Here is a 26,398-nt window from a genome sequence, read left to right as displayed (position 1 = left end):
GAAACCGGATATCAGCGTTTGACCTTGCCGCGCACCGGCGGCATGTGGATGAACTCCCAGGGGCTGGGCATGGCGCCGACCGGCACCTCGATAACAGAGGGCTCGCCCGCCTTGAAGGCATCGCGCAACGCGCCGCGCAATTCTTCCGGATTCCGGGCGCGGATGCCGCGGGCGCCGAAACTCTCGGCAAACTTGACGAAGTCCGGGTTGGCGAGATCGGAGGCGATCACCCGGTTGCCGAACTGCTCCTGCTGGATACGCCGCACATTGCCGAAGGCGCCGTCGGTAAAGACGATGGCGGTGAGCGGGATGCGGTGCCGCATGGCGGTGGCCAGTTCATTGGCCGTGAACATGAAGCCGCCGTCGCCGTTGATCGAGACCACCGGCACGTCGCTCCTCGCATGCTGCGCGCCGAGCGCGGTGGCATAACCCCAGCCGAGATTGTCCTGATAGCCGGGCGACAGGAAGGTGCGCGGCTTGTAGACCGGGAGGGCGAGGCGGGCGGCAAAGCCGATCTGCGTGACCTCGTCGACATAGATGCCGTCCTCGGGCAGTTCAGTGCGAATGGCGTCGAGGAATTCCAGTTGCGGCCCGAGTTTGGCCAGCCGCGCGCGCATCCTGGCCTGCCGCTCGTGCATCTCGTCAGCGCGGGGTGCGCGCTTGTCATTGGTCTTGCTGAGCGTGTCGATGAGCCGGCGCAGCACGGGCGCGGCATTGCCGATCAGCGCCACGTCCGGCTTGTGGAATTTGGCGGCGCCTTCGGCGGTGGCGTTGACGTTGACGATCTTGAGATCACGGTCGATGCCCCATTGTGTCATCGGCGCGAACAGTCTTGTGCCGATGGCGAGCACGGCGTCCGCCTCGCCCCACAGTTCATGACCGAGGGGCAGGTTGACGGCGAAGGGGCTTCGTCCATCGAGAATGCCCTTGCCACGGCGATAGGCCAGAACGGGCGCTTGCAGCATGTCCGACAGGCAGGTCACTTCGGGGGATGCGTCAAGCGCGCCGGCGCCGACGACGATGAGAATACGTTTGGCCTTGCCGAGCATTTTGGCCGCGCGCTTGATCGCGTCGTCGTCGATACGCGGCTGGCGGGGCGGGGAAGGTGCCGGGATCGGCTCCACCTTGCCGCGCGCCCCCCAGACATTGATGGCGCATTCGAGCGCCGCCGGGCCCGGCCGGCCTTCGGCCATGGACCGGATCGCCTTGGCGACCTTGGCTGGCGCCTCAGCGGCGCCATGCAACATCACGGTGTGGTCGACCAGCCGCGACAGGATGCCGGCCTGGTCCTTGATCTCGTGCAGGTGGTCCTGGCCGCGGCCGATCGCTTCGGCCGGAATCTGGCCGATCAGCGCCAGCACCGGGGCGTTCATGCCATAGGCGGTCAGCAGCGCCGCGCCCGAATTCAGAAGCCCTGGGCCGGGCACCACCGAATAAGCCTGCGGCTTGCCGGTTGCCAGGGCCGCGCCCAGCGCCATATAGGCCGCGCCCTGTTCGTGGCGGGTATGAACGACCGCGAGCCGGTCGGCGGCGCGAGCCAAGGCGTCGAAGAGATGGTCGTTATGGACCCCGGGCAGGGCGTAAATCGTCTTCAGTCCGTGGGCGAGCAAGGTCTCGACCGTGGCCTCGGCCGTGGACATGTCGGTTAGGGCCGTTTTGGCCTTCTTTGGGGCCTTGGTGGCAGGCTTTCTGGCAGCTGATTTTGGCATTGCTTACCCGGACACTCCCCCTGGAGGGTAAGTGTGCAGGCTCCCTTCGAGTCTGTCGAGGCGCGGATTTGCAGGGCTTTCCAGCGGCTTCGGGCAGGTCCGGGCTCGGCTTGACAAAGCCCACCCCCCATGCGTTTTTCGCCCGCCTCCACCCCAATCCGTGAATCGTTTGCCGGAATAGCCCCGAATGTCACTGCATCGCTATCGTTCCCACACCTGCGGCGCGCTGCGCGAGAGCGACATCGGCAAGGAAGTCCGCCTGTCGGGCTGGTGCCACCGCATCCGCGACCATGGCGGTGTGCTGTTCATCGACCTGCGCGACCACTACGGCATCACGCAGGTGGTGTGCGACCCGGATTCCAAGGCGTTCAAGCTCGCCGAGACCCTGCGCTCGGAGTGGGTGATCCGCGTCGACGGCAAAGCCCGCCAACGCCCCGAAGGCACCGAAAACCCCGACCTCCCGACCGGCCAGGTCGAGGTCTATGTCTCCGAGATCGAGGTGCTCGGCGCCGCCGCCGAACTGCCGATGCCGGTGTTCGGCGATGCCGATTATCCGGAAGACATCCGCCTCAAGTACCGCTTCCTCGATTTGCGCCGTGAGAAGCTGCACAACAACATCATGCTGCGCGGCCGCGTCATCGACTCGATCCGCAAGCGCATGAAGGATTCCGGCTTCTTCGAATTCCAGACGCCGATCCTGACCGCATCGTCGCCGGAAGGCGCGCGCGATTATCTCGTGCCCTCGCGCATTCATCCCGGAAAGTTCTACGCGCTGCCGCAGGCGCCGCAGCAGTTCAAGCAGCTCATCATGGTGGCGGGCTTCGACCGCTATTTCCAGATCGCGCCGTGCTTCCGCGACGAGGATGCCCGCGCCGACCGTTCGCCAGGCGAGTTCTATCAGCTCGATCTCGAGATGAGCTTCGTCACGCAGGACGATGTGTTCAATGCCGTCGAGCCGGTGATGCGCGGCGTGTTCGAGGAGTTCGCGGACGGCAAGTCGGTGACGCCGAAGTTTCCGATGATCCCCTATGCCGAGGCGATCACCAAATACGGCTCGGACAAACCGGACCTGCGCAACCCGATCGTGATGCAGGATGTCAGCGAAGCCTTCCGCGGCTCGGGCTTCAAGATTTTCGCCAGCATTCTCGCCGGCGACTCCAAGGCGCAGGTCTGGGCCATTCCGGCGCCCGGTGGCGGCAACCGCGCTTTCGCCGATCGCATGAATTCCTGGGCGCAGGGCGAAGGCCAGCCGGGCCTCGGCTATATCTTCTGGCGCGAAGGCGAGGAGGGCGGCGCAGGTCCCTTGGCCAAGAACATCGGTCCCGAGCGCACCAAACAGATTGCCGACCAGCTCGGCCTCAAGGTTGGCGATGCGTGTTTCTTCGTCGCCGGCCTGCCGAAGAACTTCTACAAGTTCGCTGGAGCGGCGCGCACCAAGGTCGGGCAGGAACTCAACCTGATCGCGCAGGACCGTTTCGAATTCTGCTGGATTGTCGACTTCCCCATGTTCGAATGGAACGAGGAAGACAAGAAGATCGACTTCTCGCACAACCCGTTTTCGATGCCGCAGATGGGCGTCGAGGAATTCCTCGCGCTCGATGCGAACGACGCCGACAAAATCCTCGGCATCAAGGCCTATCAGTACGACATCGTCTGCAACGGCACCGAATTGTCGTCGGGCGCCATCCGAAACCATCGCCCCGAGGTGATGGAGAAGGCCTTTGCGATTGCCGGCTATCCGAAGGAAGTGCTGGAGGCCAAGTTCGGCGGCATGCTGAGCGCCTTCCGCCTCGGCGCTCCGCCGCATGGCGGCATCGCGCCCGGCATCGACCGCATTGTCATGCTGCTCGCCGGCGAAGAGAACCTGCGCGAAGTCGTGCTGTTCCCGATGAACCAGAAGGCCGAAGATTTGATGATGGGCGCGCCGGCCGAAGTGACGCCAAAGCAGCTCAAGGAACTGAGCATCAGGATCGATCTGCCGAAGAAGTAGTGTGGTTTCCGGCGCTGTTCACCGCGGCTCAGACGGCTTTCCGCTGCTCCTGGAGATAGCGGCTCGGCGGCTTGCCGATCATCTTGCGAAACATGGTCACGAAACTGCTGGCGCTCTCGTAGCCTAGGTCGAGCGCGACGGTCTGGACCGTCTGGCCGGCGCTCAGCCGCCGAAGGGCGAGGATGACGTGTAACTGGCGACGCCAGCGGCCGAAACTCATGCCGATCTCTTCCATCAACATGCGGCTGAGACTGCGCTCGCTGAGCGCGACCCGGCGGGCCCACTCCGCAACGGTCGCGTGATCCGCCGGGGATGTGACCAAAAGCTCGGCGAGATGCTTCAGGCGCGGATCGGAGGGGATCGGGAGGCGGAGTTCCTCGACTGGGGCCTTGGCCAGCTCATCGAGAAGTACAGAAACGATGCGACCGTCCGGGCCGTCGACCTCATAGCGCTCCGGAATCTCGCTGGCCCTGATCAGCAGATGCCGCAGCAAACCCGAGACCGCGATCGTGCAACATCTGACCGGCAGATTTGCAGCCGCATCCGGCGCAACGCAAAGGCAGATGCACTCGACTTCGCCCGAGCCGAATGCGGCATGCGGCAAACTGCCGGGAATCCAGACGGCGCATTGCGGCGGTACGATCCAGACGCCGTCATCGACCTCGATGTTGATGATGCCCCGGGTGGAATAGAGCAACTGCGCCTTTTCGTGATGGTGACGCTTTGATTGCTCCATGCTCTCCAGGCTGCCGACCCCGTTGGCCGCGACGAGATCGCGAGGGACCTCATCGACATACGAAGACCAATCTCCACGGACATCCAAATACACGGGGGCCCCGCTGCGCTGCCGCATTGGCCGGATCAAAACATACAATGTCCGAGTTGCGCAATGACGCCATTAGCGGGTCTGCCTATCGTCGGCGGCAAGGCTCCGGCCGACATCGGTCGCCGGCCCCTGACCAGATTTTGGATGGATCAAGATGGACGAAAAGAGACAAAGCCGCCTTTCGCTCGTTTGGCTTATCACGGCGGTTGGCGCGATAATCTACGCCACGATCCAGATCTTCTCCTATTTGAATGCCTCCGCCGGATCGCACGGGGCGACGCCTGCGCTCAATTTCACCGCCGCCCAAGTTTGGGTGATCTCGGCCTTCTATGGGGCCTGGGTGATCCCGGCTCTGCTGGCGCTGATCGATCGGCCGACCGCCAATTGGGTGTCGCTCATCTTCGGCGGGGTTCTCGTGGCATTGACCACGCTCTCGGGCGTGTTCGACGGCATCCGCGATGGCGGCCATCTCGTTTTCTTGGCGTTGTTAGCCATCACGCTTCCCGGCTCATTCGCGATCGCGATGTCGTGGCGGCATCTTCGCAATTGCGATGTCGGGGCGGCGCCTTCGGGCCGCATGATCAGCATCAATCCCCGATAAAGGACCAATCCATGCCAATGGACAATTCAAATTTCCCCTTCGTCTGGTTGGATTATGCAGACGCACCCGATCATGACCACGATGAGGACTTCGCATCGTTTGAAGAGAATCTGAAGCGCGGCGAGCCGTTCGTGGTGCTGACGGATTCCGCCCCGAGCGAGGACCATGAGCACAGCCAGGAAGAAAAGAAGCGCACCTCGCTGTGGATGAAGAAACATAAGGCCGAAATGCGCAAGCTCGTGCTGGCGATGATCATCGTCGAGCCGAGCGCCGCCAAGCGCCTCGCGTTCAAGGCGTTCGGCATCACCTTCGCGAAATTCTGGGGTTACCCAATGATGCTCGCCTCGTCACACGACGAGGCCATGGCGATTGCGCGAAAACTGTTGTCGGATCACGCCGGGTCGACCGCCAGCTGACGAAAATGGGTGAAACGATCGGGGGGTCGGGAAGGTGACTGGCCCGGCCGCAGGATTGTGGCTGTTCTTGAGTTAATTCACTGTCTATCGCTAGCATCGCGGAGCGCGTTCCTGTGATGGTGTGGCTCGATAGAGCAAAGCCGCGCGCTCGCCAGCCGAAGTGACGCCGAAGCAGCTCAAGGAACTGAGCATCAGGATCGATCTGCCGAAGAAATAAACCCAGCGGCGGCACGCGACGCCTCTTCAATTGAAGGCCAGTGTCGCAGGTGGTATCGCCGAAACTGATGCTGGCTTCGTCGGTAGTACAATTATATTGATATCATACGCCGCACCATGAAAAGGCAGGCGTCATGCCGTCGCTGCGCCTGATCATTCTGATTTGAAGTTTTTAATTTGACATAGGGCAACACCCGCTCTTGCGGTATTTTACAGAATATTCGGCATCGCACTTTTGGATATGCACGGATGTTCTGAAATCGCCGCAGCGTACGCATCGGTGTCGGACTGGCCCTGCTTGTCCTTGGCCTGATAGCCATTCTGCCGGGCCTTACGGGATACACGAGTCTGGATGGGACGGTGAACGCCCGCTTTGTGGTCGTCGCCGCGCCGATCGAAGGGGCCGTCGTCAATAGTCCGCCCAAAGCCGGCACAACCGTATCCGAGGGTGAGCAATTGCTGATCATACAGAATGAGCGCGTCAACCGTTCTATGCTGAGCGAACATCAGGCAGAGTTGCGCGCAACGCAGGCGGCACTGAAGGCATCGCTGTTGCGCCAAACCGGACTGCAGTCGCTGCGCGATGACATGCTGCGGCGTCTCGCCGTCTATCGTAAGGCGATGCTGGAGAATACGGATCGGGAAATTGCCAGCCAGGAGGAGCGTATCGGCTCCAGCGAAGCGCGCGGGACGGAACGCAAGAGCGATCTCGAACGCAAGCAGTCTCTGCGATCCTCCGGGCATCTGTCCGCGATGGAGCTGGAAAAATCCGTTGCCGGCGAGGATGTCGCCAAACATGAACTGGAGGGTGCGAGGAACGAACTGGATCGACTGCGGCGCAAACGTGCGGCAATCGAGAACGATGTGTATATCGAAGAAGGGCGTAACGACGTGCCGTATTCGTTGCAGCGCGTCGACGAAATCGATCTGGCGCTCAAAAGCCTTTTGGCCATGCGCGTCGAACAGGAGGCACGGATCGTCAAGTTTCAGCAACAGATTGCGGACGAGGAAGCCCGTACCGAGAGGCTCAGATTTGCATCGGTGCTGAGCGAGCTGACCGGCGTGGTCTGGCGTAATTTCGTCGCCACCGGATCGAACGTGACCGTCGGACAAGAACTCGTCAACATCCTCGATTGCCGCGACCTGTTCGTGGAGATTTTGGTCCACGAGGTTGATTACGACGACATTTATCCGGGGCGGGACGCCGAGGTTCGCTTGCTCGGGCGCAGCGATTCCATTCCCGGCCGTGTGGCCTTCGTCAGGGGCAGTCGCGCGGATTTCGAAGACAGGATACTCGCAGCCTCTCTTCCGCGGACCGAGGGGAAATACGCAAAAATTCGTATCGAATTGGTGCCGTCCGACCTCAACACCGATTATCGGAATTTCTGCCAGGTCGGCCGCACGGTTCATGTGCGATTCCGGAGGCGAAGCGTCCCCCTCTTGCGCTGGTTGCGGAGCCTATGGTTCAGCATCTCCTAGCCCTGGGGCCGGCTTTCCTGGTTCTCGCCTTCTATCTGGTCGGCGTTCTGAATTGGCCCCGCCAACGGACCTGGGCGCGCACCATTGCCTGTACGGCTGTGTTGGCTCTCGCCCTGCGTTACATGATCTGGCGTTTTACCGCGACGGTTTTACAGCAACCGTTCGACGGCAGCGCGGCCTCCATGTGGATATACTTCATCTTTCTGATTGAGTGCTTCGCGTTCATCGAAGCCGCATTTTTCATGGTGACGATGAGTCGCTATGTCGACCGGAGTACGGAGGCCGACCGGCTGGAGTCAAATCTCTTCTCCCGTGGCCGGGATTGGCTGCCGACGGTCGATATCTTTATCCCAACCTATAATGAGCCTCTGAGCGTCCTCGAACGCACCATTGTCGGTGCGTGCGCGCTGGACTACCCGAAAGAGAAGCTCAACATCTATGTGCTTGACGATGGGCGGCGGGAGTGGTTGCGCAAATTTTGCGAAGAGGAGGGCGTCATCCATGTGACGCGGCCCGACAATGCCGACGCCAAAGCCGGAAACCTCAACCATGGACTCAGCCTCAGCAGGGGCGAATTCGTCGCCGTATTCGATGCCGATTTTGTCCCCTTCCGTATCTTCCTGCGTCGCACTCTTGGGTTCTTTGCTGATCCGCGGATCGGGATCGTGCAAACGCCGCAGCACTTCTTCAACAAGGACCCGATCCAGTCCAACCTGTCGCTGGAGGAATACTGGCCCGACGAGCAGCGCCTGTTTTTCGACGAAATGGCGGCAAGCCGTGACGCCTGGAATGTGAGCTTCTGTTGCGGCTCATGCGCGGTCCTGCGGCGCGAGGCGATCGAGGCTGCGGGCGGCATACCTACCGAGTCGATCACTGAGGACTTGCTGACTACCCTCGCGTGCCTCAACAAGGGCTACATCACGCGATACCTGAATGAACGGTTGTCAATGGGCCTTGCGGCGGAAGACCTTGAGGGATTCTTCATCCAGCGTAGCCGCTGGTGCCGTGGCGCCATCCAGTCGCTTTATGTCAAGAGCGGGCCGATCCGCGGTCCCGGGTTGACGCTGTTCCAGCGCATCATGTTCCTGCCCGTGAGTTGGCTGCTGCAATATTTCGTCCGCTTTGTCGGCATCATCGTTCCGGCCGTGTTCTTGTGGACCGGATTATCGCCGCTCTATTTCACGGGCGTGGACGATATCCTCTACTATCAGGTTCCCGTGCTAGTGGCGTATTTTCTGTTCATCCGTTGGCTCGCACCGAACAGGTACTTGCCGGTCATATCGACCGCTGTCGGTGTCTTTGCTACGTTCCGGCTGCTTCCAGTCGTCATCAGCAGTTTGATCAGGCCATTCGGGGTGCCGTTTCGCGTTACGCCGAAAGGGGTCGAGGGGCAGGCGCGTTTCGACACGTACACCTTCTCCTGCATCATGACGATCCTGATTGTGACGGCGGCGGGCCTTTTTTTGAACGTTGTGCCGGAATGGGCGCCAGCCAAGAATTTTGAGTTTTCGAGCATCGCGAAGTACTGGGCGGCCTTGAGTATTCTCATCCTGCTGGTGGCGGCGCTGATGTGCTTCGAGGCGCCGCGGAGCGAGCACCAACGGTTCGCCGCCGACGAACAGGCGCAACTCGTCCTCGGTGACCGGGCGATCCCTGTTCGCCTTGTTGCCATCGCGATGGATGAATCGACAGCGCAGACGACGGCGGATCTATCCTCCTCGGTCGGGCAGCTGGCGACCTTGACGGTTTCCGATGTGGCGCCCTTTGCGGCGAAGATTGAGATGCGGGATCGGCGGGACAACGGTCGTGAACTGATACTCGTGCATCAGCCCCTTGCGCCCGACATCCGCGATCAGCTGATCGTGAAGCTTTATACGGGCGGCTATTCTCAGGACATCGAGGCGCTGAAGTTCGGCCGCATCATCGACCGCCTGTGGGGCCGCGCCTTCGGCGACGTGCCGCAGCATGCCGCCATTCCGGCCGCACACCCCAAGATGCCCGGTTGAACGCCACAATTGATCTATCGAAGATGTGATCGCGAGGCGGCACGCCCCGCGCTAGGATCGCCCCGTGGAGAGGAGGTCCATGCGTTTCGAACGGCTGATATTTCTGGCGGCTCTGGGGCTCGCCGCGCTGGTTCTGATGAGCTGGCCCGGACGCGCGCAGGCGCAAGGCGTTGTGCAAGGCGGCGCGCAAGACGCGGCGGCGATGCCGATCTTCGACGCCCACATGCACTACAACCAAGAGCCTAATCCGTTCTTCTCGCTCGACAAGGTGATCGAGGTCTTCGACCGCAACAACGTCAAGGGCATCCTCGCCACCAGCCGGCCGAACAAGGGCACGCATCAGTTGATGCAAGCCCAGAAAGATCAGAAGGCGCCGGGCCTGTGGGTGGTGCCGTTCATAAGGCCTTACCGCGTGCGCGCCGACATTCAGACCTGGTTCGGCGATCCGCTCAGCATCGAACTGATCGAGAGCGAGTTCAAGCGCGGCTACTATCGCGGCATTGGCGAATTCCATCTCTACGGCAAGTCGGCCTGGAATCCGATCGTCAAGAAGATCGTTGATTTCGCCGTCGCCAACGATCTTTATCTGCATGCCCATGCCGATGAGGAAGCGCTGCTGATCCTGTTCGAGCATAACCCGAAGGCCAAGATCATTTGGGCCCACACTGGATTCTCAACGCCACCCGCGCGCGTCGCCGAACTGCTCGACAAATATCCGATGCTGTGGGGCGAGCTTTCCTATCGCGGCGGCATCACGCGAGGAAGCGCACTCACGCCCGAGTGGCGCGACCTGTTCGCACGTTACTCCGATCGCTTCCTGCTTGGCTCGGACACATGGATCAACGAGCGCTGGGCGAGCTACGACGACATCATGGGCGAGTATCGCTCATGGCTCAAGCAGTTACCGCGCGAGCAGGCGCAGCGCATCGCCTGGGGCAACGCGGCGCGTCTGTTCGGCGCGGCGAAGGTCGATTAACCGCCGGCTCCCGATGCCTCGCCGTTGCGACCGTTCGATCGCGCAGCGTCGATGGTTGCCTTGAGGTCGTTGCGATCGTCGTCTTCCTTTATGCTGCGGCCGCCGGCGTTGACCACAAGACGCAAATGCTTCTCCAGCGCCGGGCGTTGTCGCTCGTTGGCCAGCTCCAGCAATTCCCCGATATTCTTGGCCAGACGGATCAGAACGGCGGCGTGTCCTTCGGCCGTCTGCCTGATCTGGTTGAAGGCCGCATCGGTCAGCCCCTCGAAGGTGGACACCGGAAGTACCAGACGGACGATGCCTTCGTCATCGGCGAAACGCGATTGCGCGGCGCCGCGATCCATTACCAGCCGCAGTGACAATGTCAGCCGGTCGATGACGGCGATCGCCGTGAATGGATCGTTGATCCCCGGTGACAGGGCGCGCAGGGCGACCTCGACCAATTGATGCACGGAGAATTCGAGGTCCTGCACGGCGGTACGGGTACGGCCGGCGACAAAGGCCGACTGCACCGGGCGGGCGAGATCCTCGGCCGCCATGCGCGGGGAAACACGGGCCAGCGTGGTGCCGGGAACGGCGTGCTGGCCGGGCCTAACCTGCAGTTCGATCAGCGCCTTGGCTTCGGCGGCCTGGCGCACGAGAGCCCCGATGTCGACCGCCTGGACATAGCCGCCGGTCGCGACGGGAATGATACCGGTCGCGGTTTTTCCGACGACAGCGACGGGGGCTGCTCGGCATGTTTCTCCGGCAGCAGGCGCCGGATGTCACGGTCGAGCGCCGCGCCGACGCGATCGATCACATTGTCGGCGATGATGGCGCGGGCGAGGTGATGAACGAAGACCAGCAGACTGGCAAGGCTCGCAAGCACAAGTATCGTGCCGACCGTCACCGCAAGATTGGCAACCGAGCCATCACCATACGTGCTGCGCAAAACGAGCAGCAGATAGACCACGGTCGCCATGAACAGGCCGAGCGATGCCTGGGTTTGCCAGTCGCTCATAAAATTGCGGATCAACCGCGGCCCCAATTGTTGCGCCGCCAGCGTCAGCACCACCATGGTGATCGAGATCGCGAGCGTCGCCATCGTGATCATGGCACCGACAAGATTGCCAAGGAATTGCGGGGCCTGCTCGGCGCTGCCGCTATACAGAAACCAGACCGGATCGTCGCCGATATCGATGTTGATGCTGCGCATCACAAAGGCCAGCAATGCGGCGGTCATCGCCATGACCAGCGGCATGGCCCACAGGCTGGTGCGGACATTGTCCCAGATCGTCAGCAGTCGTGGAATCAAGTGGGCTCCTATTCGGGGACGATGGAAGGGGCGGATGTGGAACCCCGGTGGGCCGGTATCGTTCCGTCGGAGGGCTGGGCCCTGGTATCCCGTCAACCTCGCGCCGGGGCCGCCAGGACCGGCTGCTTGCGGACCGGCTCCCGAACGTATATTCATTAGCCAGCATCAAGAGTTGGGCATCGCCCGACGCCAACCTGCTTCCCGAGCAAGGTGGCGCTCCCCGAAAGGGAGGATGTGGCCGAACCGGCAACGAAACGGGCTCAGTCACAGTCGGTCGCGCTCACGAGATTGAGGACCGACTGTATCCATGCCGATCAAGATTCCGAACAATCTGCCCGCGCGCTCCATTCTGGAAGCGGAAGGCGTCAGCGTCATGCTCGAGAAGGATGCGGTCCGGCAGGATATTCGCCCGATGCGGATCGGTCTGCTCAACCTGATGCCGAACAAGTCCAAGACCGAGACGCAGTTCGCGCGCCTGCTCGGCGCCTCGCCGCTGCAGATCGAGATGACGCTCGTCAAGATGTCGGAGCACGTGCCGCGCAACACCTCGGCCGATCACATCCTGTCCTTCTATCGCAACTGGGAAGACGTGCGGGAGGAGAAGTTCGACGGCTTCATCGTCACCGGCGCGCCGGTCGAAACGCTGCCGTTCGAGGAGGTGACGTATTGGGGCGAGCTGGAACGCATCTTCGACTGGACGCAAACCCATGTACACGGCCTGATGACGATCTGCTGGGGCGCGCAGGCCGCGGTCCATCGCTTCCACGGCATGCCGAAATATGCGCTCGGCAAGAAGATGTTCGGCGTCTACCGTCACCGCGTGCTCGACCGGACTTCGCCCTATCTGCGCGGCTTCTCCGACGACTTCGCGATCCCGGTGTCGCGCTGGACCGAGGTGCGCCGCGCCGATATCCCGCCGCAGAGCGGCATGAAGGTGCTGATGGAGTCGGACGAGGCCGGGGTGTGTCTGATCGACGATCCGGCGCATCGCGCGCTGCACATGTTCAACCACATCGAATACGACAGCGGCTCGCTGGCGGACGAATATTTCCGCGACCGCGCCGCCAATGTCGCCGTGGAAGTGCCGAAGAACTATTTCCCCGGCGACAATCCGGACGTTCCGCCGCTCAACCACTGGCGCAGCCACGCCCATCTGTTGTTTGGCAACTGGATCAACCAGATCTACCAGACGACGCCGTTCGACGTTGCCAAGATCGGCACCGTCGAAATGGCAGGGCCGAACGCGCGCGTCATCGCTCAGGCAGCGGAATAAACTCGATCTCGTCGCCGGGCACCTTGTCGAAGTGGCCGGCCTTCCAGTCGGCCTTGGCCTGCTCGATGCGGTCCTTGCTGGACGAGACGAAATTCCACCAGATGTGCCGCGGCCCGTCCATTGGCGCGCCGCCGAGCACGACGAAATGCGCGTCGCTCGCCGCCGTCACCGTGATGCTGTCGCCCGGCTTGAACACCAGAAGCCGGCCGGCCTCGAACCTGTCGCCGGCAATGTCAATGACGCCATTGACGACATAGACTGCGCGCTCTTCGTGATCGGCGTCGACCGGCAGCGTTTGGCCAGCCTTGAGCGTGACGTCGGCGAAGATGGTCTCGTGCAGCACCGGCACCGGCGAGGTCGCGCCGTAGAGCGAGCCGGTGACGACACGAACGATCTTGCCGTTGTCTTCGACGACCGGGAATTCGCCCGTGTCGTGATGCGCAAAGCCCGGCGCGGTTTCTTCATGCGCTTTGGGCAGCGCCACCCACATCTGCAGGCCGTGGATCGGGCTGCCGGTTTCGCGCAAGCCGGCTTCCGTGCGCTCCGAATGCACGATGCCGCGACCGGCGGTCATCCAGTTGATCTCGCCGGGACGGATCGCCAGCGCGGTGCCGAGACTATCGCGGTGCATGATTTCGCCGTCGAACAAATAAGTCACGGTCGACAGCCCGATATGCGGGTGTGGGCGGACGTCCAGCCCAGTACCGGCGCGGAATTCCGCCGGCCCGAAATGGTCGAAAAAGATGAATGGCCCGACCATGCGCGAGCGCGCCGAGGGCAGGGCCCGCCGCACCGAAAAGCCGTCGCCGAGGTCGACCGTGCGCGGCACCACGACATGGGCGAGGGCGTCGCAGCTATAGGCATTGCCGGCCTCGGGGTCCTTGCCGGGAAAGAAGCTCATGCGCCGCTCCTGTCGCTGTGTGATCGTCCAAAATACGTTAATACCGCAGAGAGCCCGTGTCATGGCGGCATTTGGCTGCTCCACCCCTGCAGTGCGGCAATCGTGTATCCAAGAGAGCTTCCACCTTAGGCGGCCATTAACCATGCATGCGTGCAGTGCCGTTTCAGCGAGTTTTCCAATAATGCCGGGCTTTAGGCTTAAGCGGCTTTTTACGGCGCCGTGGCTCACTGGGGGCCGCACCAGAATGGTCGGACGAGCCGGTAATGTTTCTTTTCGCGCGCGGTTTTACGCGCCAGAACGTTGTTGCGATTGCAGTTGGCGTATTGGTAGCCGGTGCACCTCTGGTCGCGTTCAATTTCTGGCTCAGCGGCGTCCTTGACCGGAACGGCCGGGAAGAGGCCGACATTTCCGCGCGCCACGCGATCATGCTGGTCGAGCAGCGCACCGATGCTGTTGTCAGAACACTTGATGGCTTGAGCGCGGCCGGCGTTGCCGATTGCGGCCCCACCGCGCTCGAGGCGATGCAGCGTGCCACATTCGAGACCACCCTGATCAAGGAAATTTCCATCCTCGACGTCGGCGGCCGCATGATGTGCTCGTCGCAGCAGAGGGTCGGGCCTGCCGAACGCGAGACGGTGCGCCGGATATTGTCGACCGAACCGCTGGAGGGGCAGGTCGGCTACTCGCTCGATGTATTGAATCTGCCCGGTTCGCAGCCGATGGTCCGGATTCGCCGGCCGCTCGGCTCCGGTTCCAATGCGATCGCCGCGCTGGTCCCGGCGGGGATGTTCCTGCCGCATGTGGCGGTTCATGCCTTCGACCCGAACCTTCATGATGAATTCAGTAGCGGTCCGGACATCAACGGCACGCCGCGCGGCCTCTATGCCGCGGTCGAAACCCGCGGCCAGGTCATTCTCGGTGAGCTCGGCAGGCGCCCGGCTGCCACTGCGGCCGGCGACAGCTATAAGGCCGAGCACCGCTCGCGCAAATACGGCTTCAAGGTACTCGTCATGGTGCCGAACAAGCTAATCGGTGCCAGCGGCGCCGAGCTGAAATGGCTGGGCCTGTTTCTCAGCGGCCTCGCACTGGCGATCCTCGGTCTGTTTGCCGCGCTAATCGCTCGCCGCGACCCGAACAATCCGATTCTGGAGATGGAGCGCGCGCTGGCAGCCGGCGAATTCGTGCCGTACTACCAGCCGATCGTCGACATCACGACCGGGCAGTTGCGCGGTGCCGAGGTGCTGGTGCGTTGGAAGAAGCCCGACGGCACTCTGGTGCCGCCCGCGGCCTTCATTCCGCTCGCGGAATCGAGCGGGTTGATCCGCGCCATGACGCTCGACCTGATGCGGCGGGTCGGTGACGAGGCCGGCAAGGCGATCGGCGAACGGCCGGGGCTGAAGATTTCGTTCAACTTCGCCAGCCGGCTGTTCGCCGACGAGTCCGTGGTCAAGGACGTCTACGGCATCTTTGCCAAGTCGCCGATCAAACTCGCGCAGGTCGTGCTCGAACTGACAGAGCGCGACCCGATCGAGAACTTCGCCGCGACGCGCCAGATCATCGCCGCGCTTCAGGGCTTTGGTATCCGCATTGCCATCGACGATGTCGGCACCGGCCACAGCGGGTTGTCCTACATGCTCAAGCTCGGCGTCGACATCATCAAAATCGACAAGATGTTCATCGACTCGATCGGTACCGACCGCAATTCGTCGACCATCGTCGAGACCTTGGTGGATCTCGCCAACAATATGCGCATGGATGTGGTGGCCGAAGGCGTTGAGAACTTCGAGCAGGTGATGCATCTGCGCGAAATCGGCATTCGCTCGGCGCAGGGCTACGTGTTCGCACCGCCTCTGCCGGGCAGTGCCTTCCTCAAGCTGGTGGATGCCATGGATGGGCTGGGTGACAATGCGGCCATGGCACCGGTCGTGGCGGCCGCCTAGTTTTTGCTTCACGTAATCCTAGACCATGATCCATCCAGGTTGAATCAGAGCACGGTCTAGCTTCTTTGTTTGAGCATGATCTTTTCCGAAAACCGGCTCCCACTTTTCGGGATCATGCTCTAGGCGCCAAGCTCGGTCTCGATCGCGACGATCAGGCCCGGATCCGACGGATCGACCGCCGACGTGAAAGCGGCCTTGAGCCGGCCGTCGCGGCCGATCAGGTATTTGTGGAAATTCCAGCGTGGCGTGTCGCGCGGTCGCTCAGCGGCGGCCCAGCGATAGAACGGATGCGCGCCCGCGCCCTTGACGCCGGCCTTGGCCGCGAGCGGGAAGGTGACGTGGTACTCGTCATGGGCGGTCTTGGCGATCTCGGAAGCGCCGCCGGGCTCCTGACCGCCGAAATCGTTGGACGGCACGCCGATGATGACGAGGCCCCGGTCGCGATAGCGGGCCCATAGCTTCTGCAGGCCGGCATATTGCGGGGTGTAGCCGCACTGCGAAGCGGTGTTGACGACGAGGATCGGCTTGCCGGCGAAGTCGGCGAGCGCGATATCGTTGCCGCTCAAGGCCTTGAAGCGGAAGGCGTAGGCCGACACCTGCGACATTTGGGCTTGGGATAGGGGCGGCGCCTGCGCGAGAAGGGTGCGGGGCGCGGCGACGAGTCCGGCGACGGCATAGAGCAGGGTACGGCGCATCATCATGGGGTGAAGTCTAGCGGCAGGAATCGGCGAGGCGCGCCACAATTTCCTGTGAACAGGCGTCCGTTTTTTGTCATTGAAAAGAAAAGCGGAAAAAGAAAGCGAAAGGAACCGACTTACCGCTTCTACGCCGCTGGGTTGCTCTGGGGGCGAGGGCGCGTGCGTCTAAGCCGGTTCCTTTCTGGCGTGTGCGCGACGAGCAGGGCCCAATCTTGCCTCGCCGGGCCGGGCCCGGGGCCACTCCTGCCGGTTCCAGCGCACTACGCCGCTGCGAAATGAACGGTGGTCTCGAATGTGTAGCCGCAAGCATCGCACTGCCACAGGTGCCGTGCATAGCCAGCGTCCAGCCACTCGGAGTACTCCGGCATATAAAGCGCTTCACCACATTGCGCGCATGTATTGGCCGGGCGGTACCGCGGAGATCGCCGAAGGATATTGATGTCGCTTCGGGCGTGCGGGCTCATGAACTCCTCCTTTCGTTGCGGCCGCGCTTGCGATCAATGCCGCAATTCACGCCAGCCAATGTCCGTCACTTTCCCCACACCGTCGCCGCTAACCGTATCGATGGTGAAAGACAATTGAAGCAGCAAGGCTGACGTATACCGTGCCGCTGCGCGAAAAAGTCGCGCTCGCGCCGGGGTGGCGCGAGCGGTTGTAAATTGCTGTTCGAATGTTCGTTGAAAGAGAATCCAATGCGCCGAAAATTCGCGCCGGATGTTGCGCGGTCTATTTCTTTTCGACCGAAATGCCGTTCGCACCGATATTGAGCTGCACGCCTTTCGGTTCGCGCTGCTCTTCGTAAAGCTTATAGCCAAGCGCGCCGACCGCGAGGCAAAGCACAGCGACGGCCAGGACGAGTACGTTTCGATTCATAAGCAGGTCACCCCTGTGGAGATTGCATGCCTACAACGCCGGTCGTGGAACAAAGTTCCGTCGCTCGTGCCGTCGTCGGAAATCAGCCGACTATTTGCTGAAAATACTCAGCCGATACGCAGCGCCGGCATTGGCGGCGCCGGGCGGCATCCGGCCGGCGAGGATGTCCTTGACCTGATTGACCGTGTCGAATGCCTGATGCTCGGCAGCGTCCGGCGTCAGCCCGGCGGTGTGTGGCGTGGCAATCACGTCAGGCCGTTTGGCGAGGAATAACGATGGCTTCTGGTCCGGGGCCCGGCCGACATCCATGGCGGCGCCGGCGATCAACTTGCGATCGAGGGCATCCTCAAGCGCCTTCTCGTCGACCAGATTGCCGCGCGACATGTTGATGAAGAAAGCCGACTTCTTCATGCGGGCAAAGGCGGCGGCATTCATCAGGTTCTCGGTCTCTTCATTGGCGATGACGAGGCAAACCAGAAAGTCGGATGCGGCCACGACATCCTCGAACGATGCTTGCGCGACGCCGGGTTCGCTGACGGTCTTGAAGGGATCGGACACCATCACCTTCATGCCAAAGGCGACGCCGAGGCGGGCGAGATATTGGCCGATGGCGCCATAGCCGAGAATGCCGAGCGTGGCGCCGGCCAGTTGTCGGCCCATCACCGGTTCCGGATCGTGGCCGGCGCGATACTCGGCAGTGTAGCGGGAGACGTGGCGGCCGAGATCGACCATGAAACCGATGGTCTGCTCGGCGACAGACGGGATGAAACCGGGCGTGGCGTGGGTGACGAGGACGCCGATTTTCGAGGCGGCGGCGACGTCGATGTTGCGGATATCGACGGCGACACGGAGAAAGGCGGCGAGTGAGGCGGGCGCCTGGGCGAAGAACTCTGCGGGCCCGGCGGTTTGCCGGTCGGAGACGATAATCTCGCAACCTTGCGCCAGTTTTGCCAGCGCCGCGGCGTCGAGCACCTTGCCGGTGTCGTTAAGCCGGACGTTGCAGAGCCCGCGCAGCGCAGCGAGTGCGCGGTCGCCATAGTAGTTGGCGAGCATGTCGGGCGTATGGGTGAGCAGGACGGTCGGCATGCGATTTCCCCCGGAGTTTCTTGGCCCGCATCCTTTGTCGCCATGCCGGACGGAAAACCGGTTCCCACTTTTCCTGGCATGGCGATGGCGGGGCTTTTGCATCTAGGCCGGACTTGCAAAGATAGGCAATTGGGGGAATGGCGCCGGGAACAGGAAACCGCGGCGTCGCGTGGTGACTGATGGAGCGTCCTCATGAGCCCGGCCGACAATCCCGGCACCACGACCAGGCCGCGCACCAAACCTAAAACGAAGGTCGCCCGGCCGCCTTTGTGGAAGGTGATCCTGCTCAACGATGACTACACGCCGCGTGAGTTCGTGGTGCAGGTGCTCAAGGCCGTGTTCCGGCTCAACGAAAGCCAAGCCTATCGCGTGATGATGACCGCGCATCAGAAAGGCGCTTGCGTCATCGCGGTCTATACCCGCGACGTCGCCGAGACTAAGGCCAAGGAAGCGACCGAACTCGGCAAGATGAACGGCTATCCGCTGTATTTTGCGACGGAGAAGGAGGAGTAAGGCTTCGCGTCATTCCGGGGCGCGCATGCAACGCGCGAGCCCCGGAATCCATAATCACAGACCGGGGATATGGATTCCGGGCCCGAGACTGCGTCGCGTCCCGGAATGACCGCAAATAGTATATGGTGCGCGCACAACATAAGTATTCGGGAAGGAAACGCATGCCACAGAAAGTCCTGATCACCGCCGGTGCCGCCGGCATCGGCCGCGAATTTGCGCGCGCTTTCGCCGCCACGGGCGCCAAGATATTCGTCTGCGATATCGACAACGAAGCGTTGACCGCGATCGCCAAGGAAATCCCCGGCCTGGTGGCGAAGCGCTGCGACATGGCGGTGCGCGCCGAGATCGAGAAGATGGTTCCGTCGGCAGCCGAGGCGCTGGGCGGCATCGATGTGCTCATCAACAATGCCGGCGTCGCCGGCATGACCCTGCCGGTCGATCAGTATCCGCCCGATGACTGGGACAAGGTGATGGCGATCAACCTCACTGGCATGTTCGATGTGACGCGGCTTGCCATTCCGTATCTTAAGGAGTCGGAGGCTGGCGTCATCATCAACATGTCGTCGATCGCCGGACGCTTCGGTTTCGCCAACCGCTCGCCTTACGCGGCGACCAAATGGGGCGTCATCGGCTTCACCAAGACGCTGGCCGTCGAGCTCGGCGCATGGGGCATCCGCGCCAACGCCATCGCGCCGGGGCAGGTCGAGGGCGACCGCATCCAGCGCGTCTTTCAGGGCCGGGCGCAGCTTTCGGGAAAATCATTGAAGGAAGTGCAGGACGAATCCTTCGCCTATACATCGATCAAGAAATTCGTCGATCCGAAGGACATCGCCGCCCTGGCGGTATTCCTTGCCTCTCCGGCCGGTAAGACCATTTCGGGGCAGGTGATCCCGATCGACTCCGACCGCCAACATGCTTGATTTTGTTCGGCTTTTTAGCCTTTCAGCTAATCTTAACGGGGCAGCGGAATGATGCCGGCGGTCCCCGGGGCGACAATCCCGGGCCGCCTGCAACGAGGCTGCCATGCCGGACAATGCCGCTGCCCGTACTTCCGACTTGCCCACGATGGCTTCGCCGCCATCGGCCCCGGTCGGGGAGCCGAGCTACATCGTCGAGGTCGGCGGGCGTCGCGTGTCGCAGTTCGGCTCGCTGACCCAGGCGCTGTCGGCCGGGCTGACCCTGAAGGGGCAGGACGCCGGCCTTGAGGTGAAGGTCTACGACGTCCGCGAGCGCGCCTAAAAAGCTAGAGCCGCTTTTTCTTCTTCACGGCCTTCTTCGCCTTTTTGGCGGTCTTCTTCTTTTTCTTCTTCGCCGTGGCGAGTTCAGCCTTCGACTTCGACCGCATGTCGGCGGCGTGGGCGCGCTGGTAGGTCTGGATGTCCTTGAACTTGCCGTCCTTGTCGCGCACCGCGTAGAGCTTCTTGCCCTTCGAAGAATACAAAGTCGTCCGCTTGGCCATGGCGCTTTCCCCGTGATGAACCGTTCGCGAGCGCCAAGCTATCGCCGCCGGCGATTCGTGCCAAAGGTGCGGGCAGGGCTGTGCATGACGCCTCGCTAGCGCGGGCGCGCGCGCCGCCAGTCTTCCGGATTGTCGAACGTGCCTCGCCACAGGCCGCGTCGCGCGGCACGGGCTTCGCGCTCGGCGCCGGCATAGTCGGAGGTATACCGGCCATAGTTGAGCGCATGGCCGTCGCGCACCATGGCTTCGGCGACATCGGCCACACCGGTGGCCGAGCAGGTGACGAGCATGCGGCCGTAGCGATCCTCGCCGCGTTTGGTGCAGATGACGCTGCCCTGTGCGACCAGCGCCGCCAGATGCGCGCGCGCCGCCGTCCCGCAGGACCAGGCCTGCCCCTGCGCATCGCGGCAGGTCTGCGCCAGCTCCGGCGCGTCGATGCCGGCGAGGCGGATGCGCTGGCCCTCCGCTCTTAAAGTGTCGCCGTCGATGGCCTCGACCGCGAGCAGGGCGGGCGTCGGCGGGGCGACGACCGCACGGCTCTGCCACGCCTGGAACAGGGCAAGGCCGCCGAGCATCAGCGCGAACAGCGCCAGCCCCGCAAAACGCGGGGCGCGGCGGCGCCGGCGGCCGAATTGGATGACCGTGCTCATGCGCCGACGCTAGCCGTGCGCCGGTTACCGAATGGTTGGCGGCGCGCCTCAGGCCGGCTGCGTCTCCGCGACCGGCGCGACGATGCGGCGGTAGAGGTGCCAGGTGGCGTGGCCGAGCACCGGCAGGGTCACGATCAGGCCGAGGAAGGCCGGCAGCGCCGACACGATCAGCAGCAGGACGATCGCCGCGGCCCATCCGATCATCGGCAGCGGGCTCGTCACCACCGCACGCACGCTGGTGATCATGGCGGTGATGAAATCGACGTCGCGATCGAGCAGCAGCGGGAACGACACCACGGTGAGCGAGAACAGGATCAGCGACAGCACCGCGCCGTCGAGATTGCCGATGGCGAGGAACAGGAGGCCCGAATTGGTGGTCAGCACCACGGCGATGAACTGCTCGAACGAGGCGAAGGAGGCATTGACGCCGAGCAGCAGCGCCATCAGCAGGCGCACCTGATACATCCACATCAGCATCACGAACACGGTGACGAAGGCCATCCAGCCGATCTCGCTGCGGCTCATCACCTTGCGCCACACCGCGCCGAACGTGATCGCTTCGCCGGTCTCGCGCCGCCGGCTGACCTCGTAGAGCCCGATCGCGACAAACGGCCCGATCAGCGCGAAGCCGGCGGCCAGCGGATAGGCGAGGTAGCTCAGGCCGAGCGCCGTGACACTGAGCACGATGGCGATGCCGCCGAAGGCGTAGAGCGCGCCGGATGCAAGGCCGATCCACGGCGCCGCCTGGAAGTCGCGCAAGCCGGCGGCCAGCGACTCGGCAACGTCGCGCGCCGTAATCGTGCGCACCACCGGATCGGTCTTGCCGGAGATGGATTTGCCGGAGGTGGAAGGCTCGCCCGACATGGAACTCATGGTTTCCTGCCCTGGAGATTCTTGTTGTAGAAATTATAGCGCGGCGGCGCGCGGGGAGGCGGTATCGCTGTGTCACGCCGACATGAGGGAATGAAGAAATCCGGACATGCGTCATCGCCCGCATTGTTTGGTCGGCCCCGGGCAGGCCGCAGTCCCAGTTCGCATTCCCATCCAACGCCCCCTAACGAGGGCGCGCGGAACGCCGAGGCTCGAACAGCCCCGCAGCTCTGTGCACGGTGTTTGTAGAAAGTGCACAGACGTCGTCACCACGGAATTGCCGAGCCTTTGGCGTTCCGCGCGCGGTGTTTATAGGTTTGCTCCGCACGGCCCCCGGTGGACCAACCTTTCAGGCGGCCCTTCTTCGAAGGACGGCCTATCCACCGCTTAAGGGCTGAGATACAGGCTTCTTCGGGCGCTCCGTTCCGGGACCGCGCTTTGAGAACCCTGGAGTGGAGTTCTCTCCGGCGGCGACCGGAATTTTCCTGCCCTACGACGCACAATCGTCAGCCCGTGATGCGCGGCGGGCGCATCGGGACCGAGCGGCTTGGACCTGCCGGGAGGGAAAACTGCGCCGCATCTCCGACGCCCCAACCCGGCCACCGCTCCCCGCCCCAGCATCTGGAGACGCTGATCAGACACCCCTCGCTAGATGGGGCGGGATGGATGGGAATATAGGGCTAGGCCGAACGAAGAGTCAATAGTCCTAGGAATATTATTATGGGCGCGGGGCGGCGAGGCGGTATCGGTGTCTCACACCACCGAGGTCAGCACCGCGCCGTAATGGCACGACGCGGCCGACAGCACGAAGCCGTGCCAGATCGCGTTCTGGAACCGCAGGCTCTCCCAGACATGGAAGATGACGCCGACGGAATAGAGAACGCCGCCGGCCGCGATCAGCACCAAGGTCACCGGCGCCAGCGCCGCGGCCATCGGCCCGATCACGAACAAGCCGCTCCAGCCCATCACCAGATAGAGCGCGATCGAGGCCCGGTCGAAGCGGCCGGGGAAGAATATTTTGAGCGCGATGCCGGCCGCGGCCGAGAGCCACTGCACGGCGAGGATCAAGTCCGATGCCGTGCCCTTCACCGGCAGCACGAAGGCGGTGTAGGTCGCGGCGATCAGGAGATAGATGGCCGAATGGTCGAGCCGCCGCAGCCACCATTTGACCGGCGTCAGCGGCCACAGATTGTAGGCCGCGGAAAAGCCGATCATGGCGGCAAGGCCGGCGATATAGACCGTCACCGCGGCGAACTGCGAGACATTGGCGTGAAAGGCGGCGATGACAATGAGCACCGCGCCGCCGCCGACGGCCAGCGCAATGCTTAAGCCGTGCACGACCGCATCGGCAACGATCTCGGCGCGGTCATAATTCCAAGTGACAGGCGGCTTCATGGCGCGAAGCGTGCCACGCGAATGCGGCAGGGCAGTGACCGTCAGGCGCCGTCAGTCCAAGGCGATGACGATGACCCAAGGCGAGGACGATGACGCGGCGTGCTACGGCGCGGCTTTTTTACTCTTCCTGGTCTTCGGCTTCGCAGCCGGCTCGGCCGGCTTATTGGCTGCGTCCTCGGCTTCCTTGGCGAGTCGCAATGCCCGCAGCTTGGCGGTCTTGGCGCGCATGGAGATCGCGGCCGCCTCATATTCCGCGGCGGCTTTCAGACCGTCCCGCGCCTGTTCCTGACGCCTTTTCAGCTTGGCGCCGGCGTCGTTGGGCGACGATGCGTTGATGGATTTGTTCAGCAAGACCTCCTGTTGTGGGGGCTTGGCGCCCGGCAACAACCACTGGTCGTATGTAACATATTTCGGGCGGAGTCGTTACCCGCATGGGGGGTGAAAGGCGCGCGAAAACGGCTATTTTCGCGATGTATTTCGCAGAGCCGCGATGCGTCCGGGGCAGGAAAGCGCACGGTGCCGCGATGTCCGGCGCCGGTCGAGTCGCACTTATTTGCCGCAATTCCACTGATAGCCGATCGGCGTATGCGTCCAGCACGGGCCGAAATCGCCGCCGTTCCAGCGGCCGCGATAGAATTGCGGCTGCGGGTAGCGCCAATAGGCGATGCGCCCGCCGCCGGCGCGGTAGTACGCCCGGCGCTCGCGCTGGATTTCCTTCGTGCGGTCGCGCTCGATCTGCTCCGGCGTGCGATAGCCGGGCAGGAAGCCGACGCCCTTCGGCACGCGCTTGGCGACGTGCTTCTTCCTGGTCTTTGCCGTTTTGGTGCTCTTGACCGTCTTTGCCGCCGCCGCCGGCCGGGCCTCGGAGGTCGGCGTTGCGTGCGCCCGCGACGCCACAGGCGGCGCGGCGATCAGCAGCGCAACGATCGCCGTGAGAAACGCGCGAACAACAGGGCGGGGCATGGAACGATCCGTCATGGGTGGATGACTATAGTCGGAGTCGTTCGTGGTGAAAGTGGGGAGGGGCGGGTGCTTTCGGCTTGTCCCGCAGGGTCGATTTCATAAAAGGCTCGCGGCAGAACTGGGCATAGAACTGCATAAATGTTTCGCGCCATCGACGTCGACAACAGACGCTCGAAATTTGGTCATCGTACCAAAAAGTAGCTGCTGCTGCGTGTGTCCTTCGTTCGTGTAAAAGTCGATCATCTCGACGTTGTGGCCATTTAGGCGATATTGCACGCACGAAACCATTTTTCCGATTGTAAACGGCGTTGGTATATGATCGGCAGCCGAATAACCGCCGCTCTCGATAAAGGGAATCGTTCGGCTGTTGATTTGCACCAGCCGGCCATTCGATAGCGCCCAAAGTGACGCTCGGATATTCGAGACGTCAAAATTCATCAGTGTCATAACAGTGTGAGCTGCGGTCGATGGGGACCGCATTTGCACGCGCGTTCCGACTGCGCGATCGGGTCCGATTTCCGGGAACGCCGGAATTGCGATAGTCGGCGGTGGGGTTGAGGTCGACGGTGCCCTCGCATCCGGCTGCTGCTGAGCCGAGAAGTATTGCATCACCGTAAAAACCGCCCCGATGACGCCTGCAAGCCCCACGACAATCCCAAAGACGCGCCCCATGCATCCCCCCTACATCTGCCGGGCTGGCGTAGCCCTTTCGGCTGGCGCCCCGGATTCGCTGCGCTCCATCCAGGCTACGGTGCTAGGCGCCTCGTAATTTGGCGAAGATGCTCGCGGCTTCTTCTTCGGTCAGGAATGGCGATTGCCGGGCACGCTCGATGGCCTCAACTTCTTCGGGGCTGAGCTGATAAACGCCGTTCTTGATATCGGCCTCGATATCAAGCGCGATCTCTGCCAACTGATCTTGCCACTCGGGCGGCCAGTTCTCGACGCGCTCAAGAATTTCGGTGAGGCGCTTTGTTATCATCAAAAGAATATAGTGCTTTCAATGTTGGCTGTCATGGCCGGGCAAAGCCCGTCGAAGACGGGCGTCAGCGCCCTTATGTCCCGGCCATCTACGCCTTGCCTGTACGGCGGGCGAGGCGAAGCCTTAACCCGCCAGGCGGCGTTCGCCGAGGAGTAAAGAGGGCGGATTACGCTGCGCTAATCCGCCCTACGGCTACGGGCTGCGGTTAGGGCCGGCTATAGCTTTCTTTCCTTCAAGATTGCGCGGTGAAGACTAACAAATTTTCTGCCTTTGTCCGTAATGACCCAAGCTATGTAGTGATTAGTAGTTAGGCGTCCAAACATGTCTGACGTAGATTCTTTGCCGATTGCTTGTATGAGTCCAAGTGCTTCAATATGGAATCTCAGGTTTGTGACATCGTTTGGAGAAACCTCGCCGGAGGTTTCCCTTTCATTGCGTCCGGCTATGGCGAGCAAGGCTTCGCCAATTGTTCTTCGAAGGGAATATTCTGATGGCTCTTTAATTATTTCATCGACTATGGCCAAAAGGATTTGTCCTATGGAAGCTACAACGTTGACAGTCTCGGTTTTGACGATGGCGTCACCGCCACTAGGCGTTTGCTTGTGACGGTGTAATGTTACGGCGAACGTGATTTCGTGGTCCGGTCCGGCCAAGTGATCCGGAAAACTGATATCTGCTCCGTTTACTTCGGAGAGCCTCGCTTTGAGCTCTTCGTTCTCGATGCGCAACCGCTCGAGATCCTGCAACAGCTTAGGATCGATGGCTTGATCGCCGCGAATCCAGCCCGTTCCCGGACGCAAATTTACTGCGTTCGTTACGGCGGTCAGGACCTTGGTTTTTAGATCATTAATGTCAGACCAAAATGAAACGATCCGACTTGTTTTTAGACGGGTCTTGAACTCATTAAGATGCTTAACGTGAATTGGGTCATTATCGGTTTTGTCAGTTGCAATTTTGCCCGGGTCTAAAGGCAAAAACGCTAATATAGGAATGTGTCGTGCGAGGGCGTATTCGAATTCTTTTTCAGTAAAACTCTTGTCGCCATCCAATGAGCCATATCGACCGCCCACAATGACTACGTAGTAGTCACAGCGGTCGATTACTCTTTTGATAAACTCGAGTTGTTGTTGATCTGTTGCAGGAAATAGTTCCATCCCCGCCGGGATAAAGCCCGCCTTGGCAAGCGTGTCACTGACCTCTTTGCGCTCTTCGTGAAGATCGGAGTAAGTCGAACTTACGAAGACCTGGTAGACTTTATCCATATGGATGCGCCTGCCGTACCAGA

General features: G+C 62.1%; 26 protein-coding genes, 1 pseudogene and 1 riboswitch. Of the genes and pseudogenes, 12 read left to right on the top strand and 15 right to left on the bottom strand.

Annotated features, from left to right (window positions below):
* Positions 1–11: 11 nt before the first annotated feature.
* Positions 12–1,640: a thiamine pyrophosphate-dependent enzyme gene (locus E8Q40_RS13685; RefSeq protein WP_137045077.1), complete on the bottom strand. Its 1,629-nt coding sequence runs from the start codon at positions 1,638–1,640 to the stop codon at positions 12–14.
* A gap of 262 nt (positions 1,641–1,902) precedes the next feature.
* Between E8Q40_RS13685 and aspS the strand changes: the two genes are divergently transcribed.
* Positions 1,903–3,699, top strand: coding sequence for an aspartate--tRNA ligase (gene aspS, locus E8Q40_RS13680; protein ID WP_137046719.1), 1,797 nt, complete (start codon positions 1,903–1,905; stop codon positions 3,697–3,699).
* A gap of 28 nt (positions 3,700–3,727) precedes the next feature.
* Here aspS and E8Q40_RS13675 read toward each other — a convergent pair whose 3' ends face one another.
* Positions 3,728–4,552 (bottom strand): helix-turn-helix domain-containing protein, encoded by an 825-nt coding sequence (locus tag E8Q40_RS13675; RefSeq protein WP_137045076.1) that lies wholly within the window; start codon positions 4,550–4,552, stop codon positions 3,728–3,730.
* A 127-nt stretch (positions 4,553–4,679) separates the two neighbouring features.
* Between E8Q40_RS13675 and E8Q40_RS13670 the strand changes: the two genes are divergently transcribed.
* From E8Q40_RS13670 to E8Q40_RS13650, 5 genes are all read left to right on the top strand, one after another.
* The gene (locus E8Q40_RS13670; RefSeq protein WP_137045075.1) at positions 4,680–5,126 is read left to right on the top strand and encodes a hypothetical protein; all 447 of its coding nucleotides are present in this window, start codon (positions 4,680–4,682) and stop codon (positions 5,124–5,126) included.
* Positions 5,127–5,137: 11 nt separating this feature from the next.
* Positions 5,138–5,542, top strand: a complete 405-nt coding sequence (locus E8Q40_RS13665) for a hypothetical protein (protein ID WP_137045074.1) — start codon at positions 5,138–5,140, stop codon at positions 5,540–5,542.
* A gap of 576 nt (positions 5,543–6,118) precedes the next feature.
* A complete protein-coding gene (locus E8Q40_RS13660; RefSeq protein ID WP_137045073.1) occupies positions 6,119–7,237 on the top strand; it encodes an HlyD family efflux transporter periplasmic adaptor subunit in 1,119 nt (372 codons plus the stop codon).
* Positions 7,219–9,243, top strand: a complete 2,025-nt coding sequence (locus E8Q40_RS13655) for a glycosyltransferase (protein ID WP_137045072.1) — start codon at positions 7,219–7,221, stop codon at positions 9,241–9,243. Before E8Q40_RS13660 ends, E8Q40_RS13655 begins: the two co-directional genes overlap by 19 nt.
* A 79-nt stretch (positions 9,244–9,322) precedes the next feature.
* The gene (locus tag E8Q40_RS13650; RefSeq protein WP_246662839.1) at positions 9,323–10,219 is read left to right on the top strand and encodes an amidohydrolase family protein; all 897 of its coding nucleotides are present in this window, start codon (positions 9,323–9,325) and stop codon (positions 10,217–10,219) included.
* Here the strand turns inward: E8Q40_RS13650 and E8Q40_RS22230 are convergent.
* A pseudogene (locus E8Q40_RS22230) lies at positions 10,216–11,441 on the bottom strand (DUF2254 domain-containing protein). The gene E8Q40_RS13650 and the pseudogene E8Q40_RS22230 sit on opposite strands and share 4 nt — an antisense overlap.
* A 229-nt stretch (positions 11,442–11,670) precedes the next feature.
* Positions 11,671–11,777, top strand: a riboswitch (SAM-I-IV-variant riboswitch).
* 43 nt (positions 11,778–11,820) lie between these two features.
* Here E8Q40_RS22230 and metA point away from each other — a divergent pair.
* Positions 11,821–12,786 (top strand): homoserine O-succinyltransferase, encoded by a 966-nt coding sequence (gene metA / locus E8Q40_RS13635; protein WP_137045069.1) that lies wholly within the window; start codon positions 11,821–11,823, stop codon positions 12,784–12,786.
* Here metA and E8Q40_RS13630 read toward each other — a convergent pair.
* Positions 12,764–13,687 carry a pirin family protein gene (locus E8Q40_RS13630; protein WP_137045068.1) on the bottom strand — a complete coding sequence of 308 codons (924 nt, stop codon included), beginning with the start codon at positions 13,685–13,687 and terminating at the stop codon, positions 12,764–12,766. The genes metA and E8Q40_RS13630 overlap by 23 nt on opposite strands.
* A 263-nt stretch (positions 13,688–13,950) precedes the next feature.
* Here E8Q40_RS13630 and E8Q40_RS13625 point away from each other — a divergent pair, with 263 nt between their 5' ends.
* Positions 13,951–15,627, top strand: coding sequence for an EAL domain-containing protein (locus E8Q40_RS13625; protein ID WP_137045067.1), 1,677 nt, complete (start codon positions 13,951–13,953; stop codon positions 15,625–15,627).
* A 119-nt stretch (positions 15,628–15,746) separates the two neighbouring features.
* On the opposite strand, the gene E8Q40_RS13620 is transcribed toward E8Q40_RS13625, so the two are convergent.
* From E8Q40_RS13620 to E8Q40_RS13610, 3 genes are all read right to left on the bottom strand, one after another.
* Positions 15,747–16,328, bottom strand: a complete 582-nt coding sequence (locus tag E8Q40_RS13620) for a glutathione peroxidase (protein ID WP_137045066.1) — start codon at positions 16,326–16,328, stop codon at positions 15,747–15,749.
* Between the two features lie 723 nt (positions 16,329–17,051).
* The gene (locus E8Q40_RS21990; RefSeq protein ID WP_168197836.1) at positions 17,052–17,198 is read right to left on the bottom strand and encodes a hypothetical protein; all 147 of its coding nucleotides are present in this window, start codon (positions 17,196–17,198) and stop codon (positions 17,052–17,054) included.
* Between the two features lie 90 nt (positions 17,199–17,288).
* Positions 17,289–18,284, bottom strand: coding sequence for an NAD(P)-dependent oxidoreductase (locus E8Q40_RS13610; protein ID WP_137045064.1), 996 nt, complete (start codon positions 18,282–18,284; stop codon positions 17,289–17,291).
* A gap of 192 nt (positions 18,285–18,476) precedes the next feature.
* Between E8Q40_RS13610 and clpS the strand changes: the two genes are divergently transcribed.
* The 3 genes from clpS (at position 18,477) to E8Q40_RS21985 (ending at position 20,036) form a co-directional block, all read left to right on the top strand.
* Positions 18,477–18,797 carry an ATP-dependent Clp protease adapter ClpS gene (clpS, locus tag E8Q40_RS13605; RefSeq protein ID WP_137045063.1) on the top strand — a complete coding sequence of 107 codons (321 nt, stop codon included), beginning with the start codon at positions 18,477–18,479 and terminating at the stop codon, positions 18,795–18,797.
* 161 nt (positions 18,798–18,958) lie between these two features.
* Positions 18,959–19,717, top strand: a complete 759-nt coding sequence (locus tag E8Q40_RS13600; protein ID WP_137045062.1) for an SDR family oxidoreductase — start codon at positions 18,959–18,961, stop codon at positions 19,715–19,717.
* A gap of 145 nt (positions 19,718–19,862) precedes the next feature.
* Positions 19,863–20,036 carry a hypothetical protein gene (locus E8Q40_RS21985; RefSeq protein WP_168197835.1) on the top strand — a complete coding sequence of 58 codons (174 nt, stop codon included), beginning with the start codon at positions 19,863–19,865 and terminating at the stop codon, positions 20,034–20,036.
* A gap of 4 nt (positions 20,037–20,040) precedes the next feature.
* Here E8Q40_RS21985 and E8Q40_RS13595 read toward each other — a convergent pair whose 3' ends face one another.
* From E8Q40_RS13595 to E8Q40_RS13565, 7 genes are all read right to left on the bottom strand, one after another.
* Positions 20,041–20,256 carry a hypothetical protein gene (locus E8Q40_RS13595; RefSeq protein WP_115517932.1) on the bottom strand — a complete coding sequence of 72 codons (216 nt, stop codon included), beginning with the start codon at positions 20,254–20,256 and terminating at the stop codon, positions 20,041–20,043.
* 95 nt (positions 20,257–20,351) lie between these two features.
* The gene (locus tag E8Q40_RS13590; protein ID WP_137045061.1) at positions 20,352–20,906 is read right to left on the bottom strand and encodes a thermonuclease family protein; all 555 of its coding nucleotides are present in this window, start codon (positions 20,904–20,906) and stop codon (positions 20,352–20,354) included.
* A 48-nt stretch (positions 20,907–20,954) separates the two neighbouring features.
* Complete coding sequence (locus E8Q40_RS13585) at positions 20,955–21,779, bottom strand: DUF2189 domain-containing protein (protein WP_137045060.1); 825 nt, start codon at positions 21,777–21,779, stop codon at positions 20,955–20,957.
* Positions 21,780–22,529: 750 nt separating this feature from the next.
* On the bottom strand, positions 22,530–23,171 hold the full coding sequence (locus E8Q40_RS13580; RefSeq protein ID WP_137045059.1) for a hemolysin III family protein: 642 nt from the start codon (positions 23,169–23,171) through the stop codon (positions 22,530–22,532).
* A 102-nt stretch (positions 23,172–23,273) separates the two neighbouring features.
* Positions 23,274–23,555 (bottom strand): transcriptional regulator, encoded by a 282-nt coding sequence (locus E8Q40_RS13575; RefSeq protein ID WP_246662838.1) that lies wholly within the window; start codon positions 23,553–23,555, stop codon positions 23,274–23,276.
* Between the two features lie 165 nt (positions 23,556–23,720).
* Positions 23,721–24,134 carry a hypothetical protein gene (locus tag E8Q40_RS13570; RefSeq protein ID WP_137045058.1) on the bottom strand — a complete coding sequence of 138 codons (414 nt, stop codon included), beginning with the start codon at positions 24,132–24,134 and terminating at the stop codon, positions 23,721–23,723.
* Positions 24,135–24,230: 96 nt separating this feature from the next.
* A complete protein-coding gene (locus tag E8Q40_RS13565) occupies positions 24,231–24,806 on the bottom strand; it encodes a hypothetical protein (protein ID WP_137045057.1) in 576 nt (191 codons plus the stop codon).
* A 142-nt stretch (positions 24,807–24,948) separates the two neighbouring features.
* Between E8Q40_RS13565 and E8Q40_RS21980 the strand changes: the two genes are divergently transcribed.
* A complete protein-coding gene (locus E8Q40_RS21980) occupies positions 24,949–25,269 on the top strand; it encodes a hypothetical protein (protein ID WP_168197834.1) in 321 nt (106 codons plus the stop codon).
* 59 nt (positions 25,270–25,328) lie between these two features.
* Here E8Q40_RS21980 and E8Q40_RS13555 read toward each other — a convergent pair whose 3' ends face one another.
* Entirely contained in the window at positions 25,329–26,375 is a 1,047-nt protein-coding gene (locus tag E8Q40_RS13555) for a DUF4062 domain-containing protein (RefSeq protein WP_137045056.1), read from the bottom strand.
* Between the last annotated feature and the right edge of the window lie 23 nt (positions 26,376–26,398).

This window comes from Pseudolabrys sp. FHR47, from assembly GCF_005153485.1.
In the GTDB taxonomy this organism is placed as follows: domain Bacteria; phylum Pseudomonadota; class Alphaproteobacteria; order Rhizobiales; family Xanthobacteraceae; genus Pseudolabrys.
This window is presented reverse-complemented; position numbering and strand designations above follow the sequence as displayed.